A 17,011-nucleotide genomic window follows, 5' to 3' on the forward strand; every position below is an offset into this window, starting at 1 on the left:
CACCACCCCTGGCAGAAAGATGCGCGTGAAGATGCGGATTGCCTGCATCCATCAGGGCTACGAACTCTACGGCTCCGACCGCAGCTTCGCGGAGAGCGTGGCGGCGCTGCGCGCCGCGTTTCCGTCGGCCGACATCGAAGTGGTCCTGCCGCGCAGCGGACCGATCGTCGAAATCCTTCAGCCCCATGCCAGCCGCATCGTCTTCGAGCCGCTCTGGGTGCTCAGGCGCCAGGCGATGCTGAGGCTGGCGACCATCGAGATGGCGCGGCTGCCGGTCGCGCTGTGGCGGGCATGGCGGCGCCTCAGCGTTTGCGACCTCGTCTATGTCAACACCTCGATCGTCGCCGATTATGCGCTGGCCTCGCGCCTGCTGCCTTCCAAGGCTCTGCTGCACATCCATGAAATTCCCGAAGGCGTGCTGCGCCGGATCCTCGTCGGGCTCATGCACTGGAGCCATGCCGATCTCATCTTCAACTCGAAAGCGACGCGCGACACGTTCGGCGAGCCGCGATCGGCGCGCTCCTACGTCGTCTATAACGGCGTTGCCGGTCCGGCGGCGGCGGAGGCGATGACCTATGACGGCAAGCGCCCACTGCGGGTGCTGCTGCTCGGCCGCGTCAACCGGATCAAGGGCCAGGAAGTGCTTCTGCAGGCGATCGCCTCGCTGCCGGCTGAACTCAGGTCAAGGATCGAGGTGCGGCTGGTTGGCGGCGCCTTCGAAAGCGTCGAGCGCGAACGTGCCCTGGCGGAACTGGTCGAAACCATGGGGTTGGCCCGACAGGTCAGCGCCTTGCCCTTCATCCCTGACCCTTCGGAGCATTATCGCTGGGCCGACATCGTCACCGTGCCGTCGCGGCGTCCGGAATCGCTCGGCCGTGTCGCCATCGAGGCGATGGCCTATGGCCGGCCGCCACTGGTGTCGGCGATCGGCGGGCTGGTCGAAGTGGTCGCCGACGGCGAGACCGGCTGGCATGTTCCGCCAGGCAATGCCGCGGCGTTGGCCGCGAAGTTGCAGGAGATCATCCTCGCCCCTGAAACGTGGTGCGGTTTCGTCGCCGCCGGGCGCAAGCGCTACGAGACGGTGTTCAGCGAACCGGTCGCCGCGGCCGCGATCGCGGCGATCGCCGCCGACAAGCTGAAGGCTGCCATCGCAAGGCCGGGCCGGACGGCCAGCACCCGCCAGGTGGAGACAAGGCCGTGAAGTTCCCCCTCCATCTGGTGCGGCGCCTCGTGCTGATGATCGGTGGCGAGGCGATGCAGAGCGGCTTTCATTTCGCCCTCAACATCGCGCTGCTGCACATGCTGTCGGCGCAAGGCTACGGCCTTTTCGCCATCGCCATGGTGATGGGCGGCGTCGGCCTGTCCTACATCAGGTCGCTCACCGCGGTTCCGGCCTCGATATGGATGGGCAAGAGCAGCAACAGCGCCGGCGTCGATGCCCATGACGTGGCCTTCGGATCCGCGGCGCTGGTGGTGTCGCTGCTGATGGCCATCGGCACGGCTGTCCTGATGCGCCTCCTTGGCGACCCGAGCGGCATTGCGGCCGGCTGCTTCGTCGGTGCCTGGTCGCTGCGCAGCCATATGCGCACGGCATTCTTCGCGCGCCGCCAGCAGGTGATCGTCTCCGTCAGCGACGCGGCCTTCACAATCGCAGGCACCGTGTTCGCCGGCCTGGCGATCTGGTTTGCCGAGGCCGCGCTGCAGACCGTGTTCTATGCCCTTGCCGCTGCCAATGTGATCGGCATCCTCGTCCTGGCCCGGCTGGCGCCGCGCACGCTTCGCATCAGCTTCCGCATGCCGACACGGCGGCGCTACACCAGACTCTGGCGTCAGCTGTGCTGGTCGGCCTTCAGCGCGACCACCACCAACATCCAGGGGCAATGCCTGGCACTGCTGGTCGCCGGCATTGCCGGACCCGCGGCTTACGCGCCGCTGGCGGCGGTGATCGTGTTGTTCGCGCCGCTGCGCATCATCAGTCTTGCTTTCGTCAACATGACGCAGCCGGAACTCGCCAAGCTGATGCGGCGCAATGAAACGCGCCGCGTCTGGTCTCAGGCGAAGATCTGGTCGGTGGTCATGGGGCTCGGCGGCCTGGCCTATGGATGCGCCATCCTGTTCGTCCTGCCGATGATAAAGTCCCAGGCTCTGCAGGATGCCTCGGTCGGGTTCATCGGGCTTTTCGTGACGGCGAATTTTATCCCGATCATGCTCTACATCATGCCCCGCATCGTCCTGGAGATATTCGGTGATTTCCGTATCGTCGCCTTCATCACCATGGGCGGCGCCATCGTCGGGCTGGCGCTGATAGCCATCCTGCTGGCCGTTGCGTCCCCACCATGGGCGCTGCTGGGTTCCGCGGTCTCCGAGACCTTCGTGCTCGCGGCATCATGGTATTTCGCGCACCACCGCATGTGGAACATCGAGCATCCGGACCAGCAGCGTAACAGCCGTTTGGGCTCCTGGCGGCGGGCGCTCACGTTCGCCGCGGTAAAGCGATAGGAGATGGATGTGCCTGGCCAGGCGATGCAAATTGCTGCGGTGGATGACGGCTTGCCCGTGGCGGAAGCCTCCCGTCCCGTGACCGTCCCCGCAAACGATGCCTACACGGCGCGATTGCACACAAGCCTTGAAGCGGTCAGGCCGCTCTGGCTGCGCTTCCAAATGGACGGTGTCTGCACCGCCCACCAGCATTTTGCCTGGGTCGAGGGGATCGTGGCGCGGCTGATGCCGGCAGGCGCGGAGCCGCTGATCGTTGAAGTGAACGACGCGGTGACGGGCGCGCCCTTGATGCTGGTGCCGCTGATGCTGCGCTCGGCCTTCCAGCATCGGGTGATCGAGTGGCTGAGCTGTGGCGTGTGCGACTATTCGGCACCGCTGCTGGCCGATGCGGGTGCGTGGACCGCCCAATCGGCGCAGGCGGCGTGGGCGGCGGTGCGTTCCGTGCTGCCGTCGGCGGATCGCTTCCATATCACGGGAATACCGCAGCAGATCAGCGGCGTCGCCAATCCCCTGGCCTTGCTGACGACCACGCGCGATTCCGTGCAGACCACCTTTGGCCTTGCCATCGACGGCGACCCGGAAACCGTGCTCAAGCGTCTCTGCAGGCCATCTTTCGTCAAGGAATTCGGCAAGGACTGGCGCCGGCTCGAAAGGCTCGGCGATGTGGAACTCGTCCAGGCCGTTTCGCCGGACCAGGTGGAGGAAATCTTCGGCGAACTGGTCCGGATGCGGCTCAGCCGGTTCCGCGAACTTGGCCGCTTCGACCTGCTGACGCAGGAGGCGGTTGTCGATTTCTACCGTGACGCGGCCATTCAGGGCTTGTCGGACGGTTCGGTGCGGCTCTTCGGGCTGCGCGTCGGCGGCTCCCTGATCGCGGTTCAATATCTGCTTGTCCATCAAGGGACTGTTCATGCTCTCCTGATAGCTATGGACCAGAGCGTCGTTCCCAATGTCTCGCCTGGAATGGCGATCATTGGCAGGTTGATGAGGTGGGCACGCGAGCAAGACCTTGGTTATTTCGACCTGTCGGTCGGCAACCAGAGCTACAAGGAACATATGGGCGCCAAGGGTTCGGTTCTTGTGGAACTCTGCCATGGGTACACGATGCGGGGCAGGGCGGCGAGCAACGCCATCGATCTACGCAACCGGACCGAAGCCTTCGTGCGATCCAAACCACGGCTGCTCAACGTGGCCCAGAGACTGATGCGAGGTTTGCGGCGTTCGCGTGGAGGACGTTGAGAGCAGGCCTGAACGGACGGGAGAGGTACGTGGCAGGCCAGGCAGTACGAATAGTCGCGGTGGGGGATGCACCGGACCAACCTCTTTCCCCAATTATCGCCGGTTGGGGCGCCGCCGCGCGCTTTGCCGCGCGGCTGCACACCAGCTTCGATTCCGTAAGGCCGCTGTGGCTGCGCCTCGAGGCGACCGGCGTGTGCACGGGCCATCAAGGCCTTGCCTGGGTGGAAGGGATCGCAACCCGGCTGATGCCCAAAAGCGCGGAACTGCTGGTCGTCGAGGTCAACGACGCCGATACGGGCGCGCCGGTCATGCTGTTGCCGCTGATGCGCCGCCGGGCCATGGGCCATTATGTGATCGAATGGCTGAGCTGCGGCGTGTGCGATTATTCCGCGCCGCTGCTGGCCGATGCGAGACCCTGGACCACGCAGAGCGCCGACGCCGCCTGGGCGGCGGTGCGCGCCGTTCTGCCGCCGACGGACCGCTTCCACATAGCGGGGATTCCGCGGGAGATTCACGGCGTCGCCAATCCGCTGGCGCTGCTTTCACAGGCGCGCGATTCCATCCAGATCGCTTCGAGCCTGGCCCTGAGTGGCGATCCGCAGACGCTGATCAAGCGCATCTGCAAATCGTCCTTCGCCAAGAATTTCCACAAGCACTGCCGCCGCTTCGAACAGATGGGCAAGCTCGATCTGGTCGAAGCCGAGACGCCCGACATGGTGGAGGCGCATTTCGCGACCCTGCTCGAGCTCAGGCTCAACCGCTTCCGTGAGCTCGGGCGCTTCGACCTCCTGACGCAGGCGCCGGTCGTCGACTTCTACCGCAACGCCGCCCTGCACGGCCTGTCCGACGGCTCCGTGCGGCTCTTTGGGCTGCGTGTCGGTGACGCCTATCTCGCCGTCATGTACGTGCTTGTCATGAAGGGCACCTTGCACGCGCTTCTGCTCGGGATCGATCAGGACGCGGTGGCCAACGCCGCGCCAGGCCTGACGACGATTGGCAAGCTGATGATGTGGGGAGTGACGCAGGGGCTCGACTGTTTCGACCTGTCGGTCGGAAGCCAGGGCTACAAGCAGCACATCGGCGCTTCGAGCGCGGTGCTGGCAGAATTGTGCGAGGCGGTGACGCTGCGCGGCCGGGGCTCGACGACCTATATCCAACTGCGCGGGAAGACCGAACTTTTCGTGCGCTCCAAGCCCGGGCTGTACAAGGCCGTGCAGGGCGTGATGCGGCGGTTTCGGCGATTGAAGAATTGAAGAATTGAAGAATTGAAGAATTGAAGAATTGACGAATTGAAGAATTGGAGAATTGCTGCTCCCGAGGTGGCTTCGGGAGCAGCAATCGCGCGCGACGAGGTGACCGCTCACAGCGCCTCGGTGTCGAAGAGCAGCATCGTCACCAGATCGTCATCCCCGGCGAGTTTGCGCCGGTCCACCGCGCAGGCCCGGCCGATCTCGCTGTCAAAGGCCGTGCGAATGGCCTCCAGGCTGTCGAAATAGAGCGTCGCGACCCTGAAAGGTGTCTCGCCAGGCAGGACATTCATGATCGGCTGCCGGCTGATCTCGTAGCGCCGCAGTCCGGGCAATTGCTTGGCCAGCGGCACGTGAATGTCGTGGTAGTGGCGCTCGAAGGCCGCCGGATCGGCGGGGGTTTTGTAGATGACAAGCATCTTGGCCATGGTGGTGCTCCCTGTTTGAGGTGACCGCGCCGCGTCGGCGCCGCACCAATGTCGTTCGCCGGGAGCGTATTTCGACAGGGATGCGGGTTTTCGCGAGACCAACGGCATGGGGCCGGCGCCAGAAGATATTCCGCGCATCGCCATCGCGGCCGCCGGCCGGTGCCCGCACGGCGATGCAGTTGATCCATGTCAAAGCGGATCGGCGACGACGCTTTTATCTGGTCCACTGTCTTGGGAAGGACACAAGGCGGTGGGTGGTTCCGGGCCGGCAAGCTGAAAACAGCTCCGGTCCGGACTGCCTGCGAGATTTTGCCGGTCCGCGCCGTGTTCATGCCCGAAATTGACAGCAAGGCGTGTCTCCGTCATCCTTGAGCCCAGTCGCCTGATGTGTCAGGGCGACCGAGGGCAGCGTCATGTTCAGTCCCGTCACCGGCCAGAATGCCAAGCGCGCCGCGGTGCGCAAGGCGCTCGACGCCCACAAGGTCTACATCACAGCGCAAAGCTTTTCGGACGGGGCCTACCGCGCACGCGTGCTGGTCGACGGCGAGGCCTATTGGGTGGATGAGTTCCGGCTCGCCCAGCTGCAGCAGGGCCTGTCGCCGGCCGAGCTCGAGCTGACCCCGGCTGCCGACGATTGAGAGCGTGACTTCCATCCGTTCCGGAACGCGGCGGTTGCTCCTGCTTGCCAAGCGCTTCGGTCCTTGACCATGCCCGCTCCCGCCAAACTCAAAACCTATCGCGCCAAGCGCGAATTTTCCAAAACGCCGGAACCGGCCGGCGGGCCGATCACCGGCGACGGCAACGGCTTCGTCGTCCACAAGCATCACGCCACCGCGGACCATTATGATCTGCGCCTGCAGGTCGGCGACGTGCTGAAGAGCTGGGCGGTGCCGCGCGGACCTTCGCTCAACCCGGCCGACAAGCGGCTGGCGGTCGAGACCGAGGACCATCCACTCGAATATATCGATTTCGAGGGCGTCATTCCCGAGGGTGAATATGGCGGCGGGCCGATGATCGTCTGGGACACCGGCACCTGGGCGCCGATGGACGATGTCGAGAAGAGCTTGCGCACCGGCGCTTTCAAGTTCCGGCTGGCCGGCGAAAAGCTCAATGGCGGCTGGATGCTGACCCGCCTGAAGCCCAAGCCCGGCGAGGACGAGAACAAGAAGAACTGGCTGCTGTTCAAGGAGCGCGACCTCGCCGCCGACACGGCGCTGAATATTCTGGAGGCGCGGCCGGAAAGCGTGAAATCCGGCCTGCGCATCGAGGAACTGGCGGCCGCCGCGAAACCGGCGGCGAAGTCCGCGCCAAAGCCGGGTTCCCTGAAACCCGGCGAACTGCCCGGCGCGGTGAAGGCGCCGGCGCTCAGCCGCATCGAGCCGCAGCTGGCGACGCCGGCGCTTAGGCCGCCGGGCGGCGAAGGCCCTGCCGAGAACACCAACGAACTCTGGCTGCACGAGATCAAATTCGACGGCTACCGCACCATGGCGCATCTGTCCGACGGGCAGGTGCGGCTGATCACCCGCGGCGGCATCGACTGGACGAAGCGCTATGGCGACCTGCCGCATGCCTTCGCCAAACTGCCGTGCCGCGAGGCGATCGTCGATGGCGAGATCGTCGTGCTCGACGCCAAGGGCATCAGCCGCTTCGCGCTGCTGCAGGACGCGCTGGCCGAGGGCGCCGGCAGCAAGCTGCATTTCTATGCCTTCGACCTCCTGCATCTCGACGGCTGGGACTTGCTGAAAGCACCGCTCATCCGGCGCAAGGCGCTGCTGGCCGAGCTGCTTGGCGGGCTCGGGGCGAATTCCGCCATCCAGTTCTCCGACCATGTCGAGGGCTCCGGGCAGGGGCTCTATGACCAGGCGACGGAGCTCGGTCTCGAAGGCGTCATTTCCAAGCGCGCCTCCGCGATCTACCAGAGCGGCCGCACCAAGAGCTGGACTAAGTGCAAGGCGCTGCAGAAGGACGATTTCGTCATCGCGGGTTACACGATTTCGGACGCGGCGGAAGGGCTGGCGGCACTCGGCATGGCCGAGTGGGAGGAAGGCGAACTGCACTATCGCGGCAAGGTCGGCACCGGCTTCGATGCCGAGACGGCTGCCGACCTGCTCGCCCGGCTAGAGCCGCTGACTTCCGGCGCCACGGCGCCGGAAGGCGTGCCGCGCGAGATCATGCGCGAGATGCACTGGGTGAAGCCGCTGTTTTCGGCGCGCATCCATTACGCCAACCGCACGGCGGACAATGCGTTGCGCCATGGCGTATTTCGCGGTCTCAGGGATGTCGGCCTGTCGACGCCGGTCTCGGCCAAGCGCAAGCGGCTGATCTCGGAGGCGGATCTCGCCACCATCTGGGTGACCAATCCGGAGCGGAGGCTGTTCGGCAAGACCGGGCCGACCAAGCTCGACATCGCCGTCTATTACGCGCTGGTCGGCGACTTCATGCTGCCGCACATCCTCGGCCGCCCGGTGTCGCTGGTGCGCTGCCCGACCGGCCTGCCAAAGGATTGCTTCTTCCAGCGCCATGCCTTCACCGGCATGCCGCCCTCGGTGGTGACGTTCCAGGCGACCAATTCCGAGGGCGAGACCAAATCCTACCTCTCGGTCGAGGGGGCAAAGGGCTATCTGGCGCTGGCGCAGTTCGGCGTCGTCGAGTTCCACACCTGGGGCACGCATCGCTTGAGCCTCGACAAACCCGACCAGATCGTCTTCGACCTCGACCCGGGCGAGGGGATTTCCTGGCGCGAAGTGGTGGAAGCCGCCGTCCACATCAAGGGCGAGCTCGAGGGGCTGGGGCTGGTGCCGTTCGCCAAGACGTCCGGCGGCAACGGCATCCACATCACCGTGCCGGTGACACCCAAGCAGAACTGGAAGAAGCTGCACCAGGCGACCAGCGCCATCTCCACGCATCTGGCGGCGACCGCGCCCGACACATTCACCACCACCATGGGCAAGGAAAACCGCAAGAAGCGCATCTTCATCGACTATCACCGCAACGCCCGCGGCCACACCTCCGCCGCGCCCTATTCGCTGCGCGCCCGCACCAATCTGCCGGCCTCGACGCCAGTGAGCTGGAGCGACCTGGAGGCGATCGACGCGCCGCAGGACCTGAATTATTCCTCGCTGCCGGGGCTGCTGGAGACATCGGGCGATCCCTGGGCGGATATCGAGGATTTTGCGCGGGATTTGCCGGTATTCGAGGGGGCGAGGAAGTAGGCGCGAGATAAGGGCCGCCCCGATCGGTGGTCCCGCCAGCGTTTAAAATTCCAGTCCATCGACGCTTCTTACAATTTGAATTATTCTCCCCAACAACCCCTCCAGCGCCCTAAAACACTTCGTCAGGGATTTGCCGGTATCATGCGGGGTCGGTGTAGGATTTCCACGGCGTCAATCGTCCTTCGGACGAAAAGCGCTGAGCAGTATCAGTGCATGGCCGCGTAGGAGTGTATCATGGCGCCCAGGGCAAGTTGGAAGGGTTATCTCAAGCTCAGCCTCGTCAGCTGTCCGGTCCGGCTCTATCCGGCGACGACGACCAGCGAGCGCATCTCGTTCAATCAGTTGCACAAGAAGACCCATAACCGCATCAACATGAAGCCGGTCGATCCCGAACTCGGGCTCGTCGAGCGCTCGGACCTGGTCAAGGGCTACGAGTACGAGGACAAGCAGTACATCATCATCGATGAAGCCGACCTCGACGCGGTGCGCATCGAATCCAACCACACGATGAACATCGAGGCCTTCGTCGACGAGGGCGAGGTCGATGTCATCTACCAGGACGCGCCCTATTACCTGGCGCCGGACGGGGCAATGGCGGAGGAAACCTTCGCCGTGCTGCGCGAAGCCATGCGCAAATCCGGCAAGCTGGCGATCGCGCGGCTGGTGCTGTCCAGCCGCGAGCGGGTGGTAACGATCGGCGCGCGCGAGAACGGCATGTTCGTGTGCACGTTGAGGAACCCGAACGAAGTGCGTGGCACAGCTGAATATTTCGGCAACATCCCGGCAGGCAAACCCGACCCGGAAATGCTCCAGCTCGCCGAAGCGCTGATCAAGCAGAAGGAAACCACCTTCGATCCGAAGGATTACGAGGACCGCTACGAGATCGCGCTGATGGCGATGATCCGCGAGAAGCTCAAGGGTCACAAGCCGATCATCGCGGCCGCGCCCGAGCGCGGCAATGTCATCAACCTGATGGATGCGCTGAAGGCCAGCCTGTCGCAGTCGAAGCCGCCGGCCAAGTCGAAGAGCAAGGCCGATGAAGTGGCGGCCAAGCCCGCCGCCAAGAAGGCGGCAGCGGGCGGCGCGCCTGAAAATCCGTTGAAGGCCAGTCTGCTCAAGGCGGTCGGCAAGAGCAAGAAATGACGGCACCGGCCGTTTCGGTTCCGGGCGCCGTCTTCGGTACCATCGGCGCGCTGGCGGCGTTTCCCCTGCGGCTCGCCGCGCGTGAGGTCGAGCGCCAGCACGGCCAGCTCAGGCGCGGCATCACCAGGCGCACCACGCATGTCGTGTTCGGCCGCACGCTGCTCGCCAAGGCCGGATTGACGAAAAGCGGCGATGCCGGGATCGAGCGTCGCGTCGCCGCCGAGCGCGCGGCCGGGCGCACGCTGATCAGCGAGAATGGCTTTTTGCGCCTGCTCGGCCTGATGAAGGCGCCGGAGGCGTCGTCACTGTCGCGGCAATCGTTGATCGAGCAATCCAGGCTGTCGGGCGCGGACCTCGACCTACTCAGCTTGTTCGATGCCTTCGAGCATGACTGCGAGCCCTATTCCTTCCGCGACCTGATCCTGGCGCGCAAATATGCCGGGCTGGTTGCCGGCGGCGCCACCTGGGGCGCGATCGCGCGCTCCGTGCACCGCTCCGGCCCGGTCGCCTCGCTCACCGCCAAATCGCTCAATGTCGGCTCGCAGCACGGCCGCCCCGACGCGATCTATCTCGAAGGCGGCCAGAGTGAGCTCGACGGGCAATTGCTGTTCGACCTGGGCGCCGCGGCACAAGGCGACGACACGCTGGAAGATTTGTTCGCCGAGGCCGAAGCGGCCGAGGAGGGCGGCGACCATGATGGTGCCGCCGTGCTCTACCAGCGCTGCCTCGCCATCGACCCCAGCGACGCCATCGCCGCCTTCAACCGCGCCAACTGCCTGCGCGCCGGCGGCCACGCGGCGGATGCCGCGCATGATTATGCCAGGGCGATCAAGCTCGACCCGGCCTTCGTCGAAGCCTGGTTCAACCTCGCCGGGCTGATGAGCGAGCAGGGCCGCGACGCCTCCGCGCGGCGGCATTTGCACAAGGCGATCGCGCTCGACAGGAGCTATGCCGATCCGGTGTTCAACCTGGCCAGGCTGGAATTCGACGCCGGCAATCTGCCCGAGGCGCGGCGGCTCTGGGTGCGGTATCTGGAGCTTGATGCGGAGTCCGAATGGGCCGGGGTGGCCGCCAGGGGCGTGCAGTTCGTGGATATGCAGCTGGCACGGACGGCGGGGTGACCATGATTGGCGAAGGTCGCGATGACAGCAGATCTCCGGCAGGACAGAGGGGGGCGCTGTCCCGCCAACGGATCGGCTCATTTGAGACCGTCTTGCCCGGGAGAGATTTGACTGAAGGCCGGCATTCCTTGGCGCCCCCCTCTGCCCTGCCGGGCATCTCCCCCACGAGGGGGGAGATTGGCAACGTCACTGCGGCGCGAGACGCCCCATGACCAGCTTCCTCTTCGACGGCTTCGACACCGCTCCCGTCACCATCCTGCTCGCGCATGGCGCCGGCGCGTCGATGGATTCGCCCTCGATGACCGCAACCGCCAAGGCTCTGGCTGCGGCCGGCTTCCAGGTTGCCCGCTTCGAATTCCACTACATGGCCGCCCGCCGCTACGGCCAGCGCAAGCCGCCGCCGCGCGCCGAGACGGTCAATCCGGAATATATCAAGGCGATCGCTGATCTCAGGGCCAGGGGCGTGACCGGCAAGCTCGTCATAGGCGGCAAGTCGATGGGCGGGCGCGTCGCTTCGATGGTCGCGGACGAGATGTTCGCCAAGGGCGAAATTGCCGGGCTGGTCTGCCTCGGCTATCCCTTCCATCCGCCTGGAAAGCCCGACCAGTTGCGGACAAAGCATCTGACCGGGCTGAAGACGCCGACGCTGATTTTTCAGGGCACGCGCGACGAGTTCGGCACGCGCGACGAGGTGGCGGGTTATGGGCTGTCCGATGCGATCGAGGTGATCTGGCTGGAGGACGGCGACCATGATCTCAAGCCGCGCAAGAGTGTGTCGGGGTTCTCGACGGCGGATCATTTGAAGACGCTGGCGGAGACGGTGAAGGGTTGGGCGGGGCGGTTCGCGTCCTGACCCGCCCATGAAACTCGCCACCTTCAACATCAATAACATCAACAGCCGCCTGGAAAACCTTCTGGCCTGGCTGGCGGTCGCGAAACCCGATGTCGTCTGCCTGCAGGAACTCAAGGCGCGCGACATGCAGTTTCCGCGCACCGCGCTTGCCGATGCCGGCTACGGCGCGGTGTGGAAGGGCGAGCCGACCTGGAACGGCGTCGCCATCCTGGCGCGTGGCGCGGAGCCGGTGCTGACCCGCGATGCCTTGCCCGGCGACGATGCCGACCGGCAGAGCCGCTACATCGAGGCGGCGGTCGACGGCATCGTCATCGCCTGCCTCTATGCGCCGAACGGCAATCCGCGGCCGGGGCCGAAATTTCAGTACAAGCTGGGCTGGCACAAGCGGCTGGAGGCGCATGCCGGGCAGTTGCTCGACACCGGCCTGCCGGTCGTGCTGGCCGGCGACTACAACATCGTGCCCGAGCCGCGCGACATCTATGCCACGCGCTCCTATGACGACAACGCGCTGGTGCAGCCGGAAAGCCGCGCCGCCTTCGCGGCCCTCATCGAGCAGGGCTGGCTTGATGCGCTGCGCAAGGTCTATCCGAAAGAGACGCTCTACACCTTCTGGGACTACCGCCGAAACCGCTGGCCGCGCGATGCGGGTCTGCGGCTCGACCACATCCTGCTGTCGAAGACGCTCGCCCGCCGGCTGAAGGGGGCGGGCATCGACCGCGCCGTGCGCGACGAGGACGGCGCCAGCGACCATGCGCCGGTCTGGGTGGAGTTGAGGTAGCTCGCGCCCGGGTCATCTCCCGGCGACGTCTGCAGGTTCATCGTGCGTTCGCGCCCGCGCGGCATTCGCACCGGCGGCCACTCGACTCCGCCGCGGCCTTGCGTAAGATCGGCCGTGGCGAGGAATTCGATGCGACCACAGCCTGCCAATATCGAGGCCGATGCCGTCATCGGCGGGGTCACCGGCATGAGCCTTGCGCCATGAACAGGCTTGCCGACAGGTTGATGGCGGTGCTGCTGATGGCGCTGGCCGCGGTTTGCCTTGCACATCTCTATCTCTTGCCGGGCGGCAAGGGTTTCGGCCTGACGGCCATGCAAGAGCCCTGGGCGACGCAGATGGCGGTCTTCTCGCTGCTGGCGCTCGCCTGCCTTGTCGGCGCGGTGCTGTTCTGGGCCGGGCTGTTGCCGGGGCGGCCGGCGCATCTGGCCGGGACACCGCTGTTCGGCCGCGCGGCCGACGTGCAGGAGACCGGCAGGCCCGGCCTGCGCAAGATTTTCTTCGCCTTGCCGTTGATTGTGCTGGCGGCACTGGCCATCGACCGGTTCGGCCCGTGGGGCGGCGGCGAGGTGGCCGCCCAGCCGAATGAACCGAAGATGGCCGAACCCAAACCCGCCGAGCCGAAGGGCCAGGATGTCGCCAGCGCGCCACCGGCACCTGAGCCGGCTCCTGCGCCGGCCCCGCAACCAGCTCCGCCACCGATAGCCGCCAACCCGCCGCCGGTGCCCGCGCCGCAGGCGCCGGCCGCGCCGCCGGAGCTCGCCGTCATTCCGCCGCCGACCGTGGCGCCGTTGCCGCCACCGCCACCGGCGGCGCCGACGCAGCCCGACGGCCATCGCGACGCCGTCGTCTGGCTTGCGGTGGCGCCGGACGGCCGATCGATCATGAGCGCCAGCACCGATCGTGTGATCAAGCTCTGGGACATTGGCGGCAAGCACCTCATCCGCAACCTCGGCGTCCACAAGGACATGGCGCGCACCGCGCTCTATATGCCCGACGGCGTCAGCGCCCTGACGGGCGGCGACGATGGCGAGATCGTGCTGCGCAAACTTGCCGACGGCGCCGTGCTGCATGTCTTCCAGGCCGGCCAGAATGGCGGCGTCAACAAGCTAGCCATCAGCCCGGACGGCAAGCGCGCCGTCAGCGGGCATGACACCGGCAACGTCATCGTCTGGGACCTCGTCGACAATTCCGTGCTGCATGTGCTGAGCGGGCACGACTGGTCGATCAGCGCGGTCGCCGTTTCGCCCGACGGCAAGCAGGCGCTCAGCGGCAGCATCGATGGCACGCTGAAACTCTGGGACATCGAAAGCGGCAAGCAATTGCGCAGCTGGCACGGCCACGAGCAGGGCACCTATGGCGCCGTCTTCACCGCCGACGGGCATCATCTGATCACCGGCAGCGGCGACCTGACGATCAAGGTCTGGGATCTCGACAGCGGCCGCGAGGTGAAGCGCTTCGAGGGCCATGAAGGCACGGTCTATACACTGGCGCTGTCGGCCGACGGCAAGCGCCTGCTGTCGGGCTCGCTCGACGGCACGGCGCGGCTGTGGGACATGGAAACCGGCAACCAGATCGCCCTGTTCGACAGCCAGACCGGCCCGATCTACGCCGTGGCTTTCGCTCCGGACGGCACGGTGCTGACCGGCGGCTACGACCGCACCATCAGGGACTGGCCGGCGGCTGGAGGGGATGGCGTGGTGCTGTTTGCCGGCGCGCCGGAGTGAAATGTACGCGCAAAGGGATCGATAGCCGAATATAGTGATGGTTTAACCTCTAGATAACGTCCGGTCCGATATCATGCCTGGATGGATTGGTGGATCGGCTTTTGCTGGATTGCCGGCAGTATTTGCTTTGCAGTACTGGACCATCGCGCACGAAAACTGGCCGGCAAGCGTTGGCTCTCGGAGTGGCCCTGGCGCCTGGTCACTTACTTTGTGCTTGGCGGCGTCTTTGCGGCCATAGGATATGCCCCGTTTTTCCTTTCCCATCTTGGTGAGGCGGTTGTCGGTGTCTATAACCATCCCCCAAATCTGGCGGTGCTTCTTGTTTTGGCGGTGACCGCTGCCGTTGCCACTGGAATTTCCGTACTGGCCCTCCGAACGCTTCGTGAAATCAGCGGCTTGCAGCACAGCGTAAGATCGATGGCAGCTGCCGGCCGCATTGCCGCAGCGTTGGTGCTGTTTGCCGTCGCCACGGGCGTTCTTGGTGCAGGGCTTTTTGTCGGTCGCCATCTTTTGCAGAACCAATGATCGAGCGACAGGCCAATAAGACGACAATGAAGGCACTCCGAAATTCTTGATCGCCTTCCCCGCCATGCTATGTAAAAATCATGTCAGCACCCAGCCTCATGGCCAACGCGCCGCTCATCGTCATCGACCTCCAGACCGGAATGTTCGACGGCCTGCACGAGCCGCCGATCCACGACGCGCCCGGCATTGCCGAGCGCGCCCGGGCGGTGATCGACTGGGCAAGACGGGATGGACGCAAGGTCGCTTTCGTCAGGCATGATGGACCCGAAGGCGATCCGCTGGCGCCGGGCGAGGCGGGTTGGCCGGTATGGCCCGCTCTTCAGCAAGCCGATCATGAACCGACCTTCGCCAAGTCCGTGCGCGATGCTTTCAGCAATTCAGCCTTCGGCGACTGGGTGGTTGGGCAGGGGGCCGGTGGGGTTGTGATCGTCGGTGCGCAGACTGATTTTTGTGTCGCGGCAACCGTCAGGGCCGCAATCGCCAGAGGGCTCGGCGTCACCGTGGTTTCCGACGCCCACAGCACGCTGGACAGTGCCAGCGAGAGCGCTGAGCAGATCATCGCCAGGCACAATGACGAATTCGCCGAGGCCGGCGTCAATCTGGTGACGACAAAGGCGCTGGTTGGCGGTTGAAGCGGCAACGACGGTCATGACAGCCCGGCCTGCCGGACGGATCACAATGCCAAGCCATGGTCGACGCGGACGGGGCGGCGCATTGTTGGGGATGGCTGGGCGCCCGCGTCAACCAGGGCGGCTCGTACCGCCGCGATAACACAATGGCACATTGCGGGGCCGCCGAAACTTCCGCGAAAGCGGAATAGGCAAGAGCCGCGGCTCGGATTCGCGCTCTGTCTCGCCGGCACCAGCGGCAATTGCGCGAAACAGTTTCCTTGGCTGCCGCATTGACCCACGGCAGGCGGGCGGCGAGGACTGGCGCTTCAGCAGCGATGGCGCCCATGAGCGAGCAGACGATGAGCGAACAGACGATTTTCCGCAACGCGAAACTGGCCGACGGGTCGCTGGCGGATTTCTTCGTCATCGGCGGCCGCTTCAGCGCCATCGTGCCGGCCGGCAAGGCGCCGCCGGCTGATTTCGCCGCCGTCGCCCCCGGCATCGTCGACCCCGCCATCATCGACCTTGATGGCCAGCTTGTCGTGCCGGCCTTCGTCGAGGGGCACATCCATCTCGACACCTCGTTCTATGGCGATGCCTGGCGCCCGCACATTCCCTGCACCAACGGGTTCGACGTGCGCGAGCGCGTCGCCTTCCAGGCGCGAAACCTTGCCGCCGCAGCGCCGATGGCGGAGCGCGCGAAGAACCAGCTCGAGCTCTGCGTCGGCAATGGCAGCCTAGCCATGCGCAGCCATGTCATGGTCGACGCATCGGTCGGGCTCAGCCATGTCGAGACCATCCTGGCCGTGCGCGAAAAATACCGCGACCTCATCGACATCCAGCTCGTCGCCTTCCCGCAAAGCGGCATCCTGTCCTCGCCCGGCACGGCGGAGCTGCTCGACGAGGCGCTGAGGCTCGGCTGCGACCTTGTCGGCGGGCTCGACCCCGCCAGCTTCGACCGCGATGTGAAGGGCCATCTCGATGTGGTGTTCGCCCTGGCGCGGAAGCATGGCGCCGGCGTCGACATCCATCTGCATGACGGCGGCGCGCTCGGCCTATTCCAGGTCGAGGAGATCGCCGCGCGGACAAAGACGCTCGGCATGGCGGACCATGTCGCCGTCAGCCATGCCTATGGGCTTGGCGACATCCCGCCCGACGCGCTGGCGAGGGCCGGCGCGATGCTGGCGGCGGCCGGCGTCGCGATCATGACCAATGCGCCCGGCAACCATGCCTTCCCGCCGGTGGCGGCCCTGCGGCAGGCCGGCGTCACCGTGTTCAGCGGTTCCGACAACATCCGGGATTCCTGGTGGCCCTATGGCGATGGCGACATGCTGAACCGGGCCAACATGATCGGCTATCGCTCCGGCTTCTACGAGGACCGCGAGCTCGCGGCGGCCTTCGATGTGGTGACCCATGCCGGCGCCAGGGCACTGGGGCTGGCGGACTATGGCATTGCCGTCGGCGCCAAGGCCGACTTCGTCGCCATGCCGGCGCAGCACGTGCCCGAAGCGGTGGTGGCCGTGCCGAAGGACCGCACGGTCTACCGGCGGGGCAAGGCCGTTGCCAGAGATGGCAAGGTGCTGGCGCGCTGACACGCGCTGCCGGCAGAGGGCGGCGTCGCGGATTGCGCA

The 17,011-nt window shown here is 65.7% G+C and carries 15 protein-coding genes; 14 read left to right on the forward strand and 1 reads right to left on the reverse strand.

What is annotated here, in order from left to right; all coding sequences use genetic code 11:
* Positions 1–31 precede the first annotated feature (31 nt).
* The 4 genes from FJV83_RS27625 to FJV83_RS27640 are packed head-to-tail and all read left to right on the forward strand — an operon-like array spanning position 32 to position 4,991.
* Entirely contained in the window at positions 32–1,201 is a 1,170-nt protein-coding gene (locus FJV83_RS27625) for a glycosyltransferase (RefSeq protein ID WP_142885583.1), read from the forward strand.
* Positions 1,198–2,499 (forward strand): hypothetical protein, encoded by a 1,302-nt coding sequence (locus FJV83_RS27630; protein ID WP_179296010.1) that lies wholly within the window; start codon positions 1,198–1,200, stop codon positions 2,497–2,499. The genes FJV83_RS27625 and FJV83_RS27630 overlap by 4 nt, the downstream gene beginning before the upstream one ends.
* A 3-nt stretch (positions 2,500–2,502) precedes the next feature.
* A complete protein-coding gene (locus FJV83_RS27635) occupies positions 2,503–3,738 on the forward strand; it encodes a GNAT family N-acetyltransferase (RefSeq protein ID WP_185973346.1) in 1,236 nt (411 codons plus the stop codon).
* Between the two features lie 29 nt (positions 3,739–3,767).
* Positions 3,768–4,991 carry a GNAT family N-acetyltransferase gene (locus FJV83_RS27640; protein ID WP_142885499.1) on the forward strand — a complete coding sequence of 408 codons (1,224 nt, stop codon included), beginning with the start codon at positions 3,768–3,770 and terminating at the stop codon, positions 4,989–4,991.
* A 107-nt stretch (positions 4,992–5,098) separates the two neighbouring features.
* Here FJV83_RS27640 and FJV83_RS27645 read toward each other — a convergent pair whose 3' ends face one another.
* Positions 5,099–5,413, reverse strand: coding sequence for an EthD family reductase (locus tag FJV83_RS27645; protein ID WP_095775075.1), 315 nt, complete (start codon positions 5,411–5,413; stop codon positions 5,099–5,101).
* Between the two features lie 413 nt (positions 5,414–5,826).
* On the opposite strand from FJV83_RS27645, the gene FJV83_RS27650 reads away from it, so the two are divergent.
* The 10 genes from FJV83_RS27650 to FJV83_RS27695 all read left to right on the forward strand — a co-directional run bounded on the left by FJV83_RS27650 (position 5,827) and on the right by FJV83_RS27695 (position 16,972).
* Positions 5,827–6,051 (forward strand): hypothetical protein, encoded by a 225-nt coding sequence (locus tag FJV83_RS27650; RefSeq protein ID WP_095775076.1) that lies wholly within the window; start codon positions 5,827–5,829, stop codon positions 6,049–6,051.
* Positions 6,052–6,120: 69 nt separating this feature from the next.
* Complete coding sequence (gene ligD / locus FJV83_RS27655) at positions 6,121–8,625, forward strand: DNA ligase D (RefSeq protein ID WP_142885500.1); 2,505 nt, start codon at positions 6,121–6,123, stop codon at positions 8,623–8,625.
* A gap of 234 nt (positions 8,626–8,859) precedes the next feature.
* On the forward strand, positions 8,860–9,768 hold the full coding sequence (locus FJV83_RS27660; RefSeq protein WP_095775078.1) for a Ku protein: 909 nt from the start codon (positions 8,860–8,862) through the stop codon (positions 9,766–9,768).
* Positions 9,765–10,889 carry a tetratricopeptide repeat protein gene (locus tag FJV83_RS27665; RefSeq protein ID WP_142885501.1) on the forward strand — a complete coding sequence of 375 codons (1,125 nt, stop codon included), beginning with the start codon at positions 9,765–9,767 and terminating at the stop codon, positions 10,887–10,889. Before FJV83_RS27660 ends, FJV83_RS27665 begins: the two co-directional genes overlap by 4 nt.
* A gap of 208 nt (positions 10,890–11,097) precedes the next feature.
* The gene (locus FJV83_RS27670) at positions 11,098–11,742 is read left to right on the forward strand and encodes an alpha/beta fold hydrolase (protein WP_142885502.1); all 645 of its coding nucleotides are present in this window, start codon (positions 11,098–11,100) and stop codon (positions 11,740–11,742) included.
* A gap of 7 nt (positions 11,743–11,749) precedes the next feature.
* Positions 11,750–12,520: an exodeoxyribonuclease III gene (locus tag FJV83_RS27675; RefSeq protein WP_142885503.1), complete on the forward strand. Its 771-nt coding sequence runs from the start codon at positions 11,750–11,752 to the stop codon at positions 12,518–12,520.
* A 200-nt stretch (positions 12,521–12,720) separates the two neighbouring features.
* The gene (locus tag FJV83_RS27680; protein ID WP_142885504.1) at positions 12,721–14,244 is read left to right on the forward strand and encodes a WD40 repeat domain-containing protein; all 1,524 of its coding nucleotides are present in this window, start codon (positions 12,721–12,723) and stop codon (positions 14,242–14,244) included.
* 81 nt (positions 14,245–14,325) lie between these two features.
* Positions 14,326–14,769, forward strand: a complete 444-nt coding sequence (locus FJV83_RS27685) for a hypothetical protein (protein ID WP_142885505.1) — start codon at positions 14,326–14,328, stop codon at positions 14,767–14,769.
* An 80-nt stretch (positions 14,770–14,849) separates the two neighbouring features.
* Positions 14,850–15,401, forward strand: coding sequence for an isochorismatase family protein (locus FJV83_RS27690; RefSeq protein ID WP_142885506.1), 552 nt, complete (start codon positions 14,850–14,852; stop codon positions 15,399–15,401).
* A gap of 323 nt (positions 15,402–15,724) precedes the next feature.
* On the forward strand, positions 15,725–16,972 hold the full coding sequence (locus FJV83_RS27695; protein WP_246691929.1) for an amidohydrolase family protein: 1,248 nt from the start codon (positions 15,725–15,727) through the stop codon (positions 16,970–16,972).
* The last annotated feature ends 39 nt before the right edge of the window (positions 16,973–17,011 follow it).

The sequence above is a fragment of the Mesorhizobium sp. WSM4307 genome (assembly GCF_007003945.1).
Classification (GTDB): domain Bacteria; phylum Pseudomonadota; class Alphaproteobacteria; order Rhizobiales; family Rhizobiaceae; genus Mesorhizobium.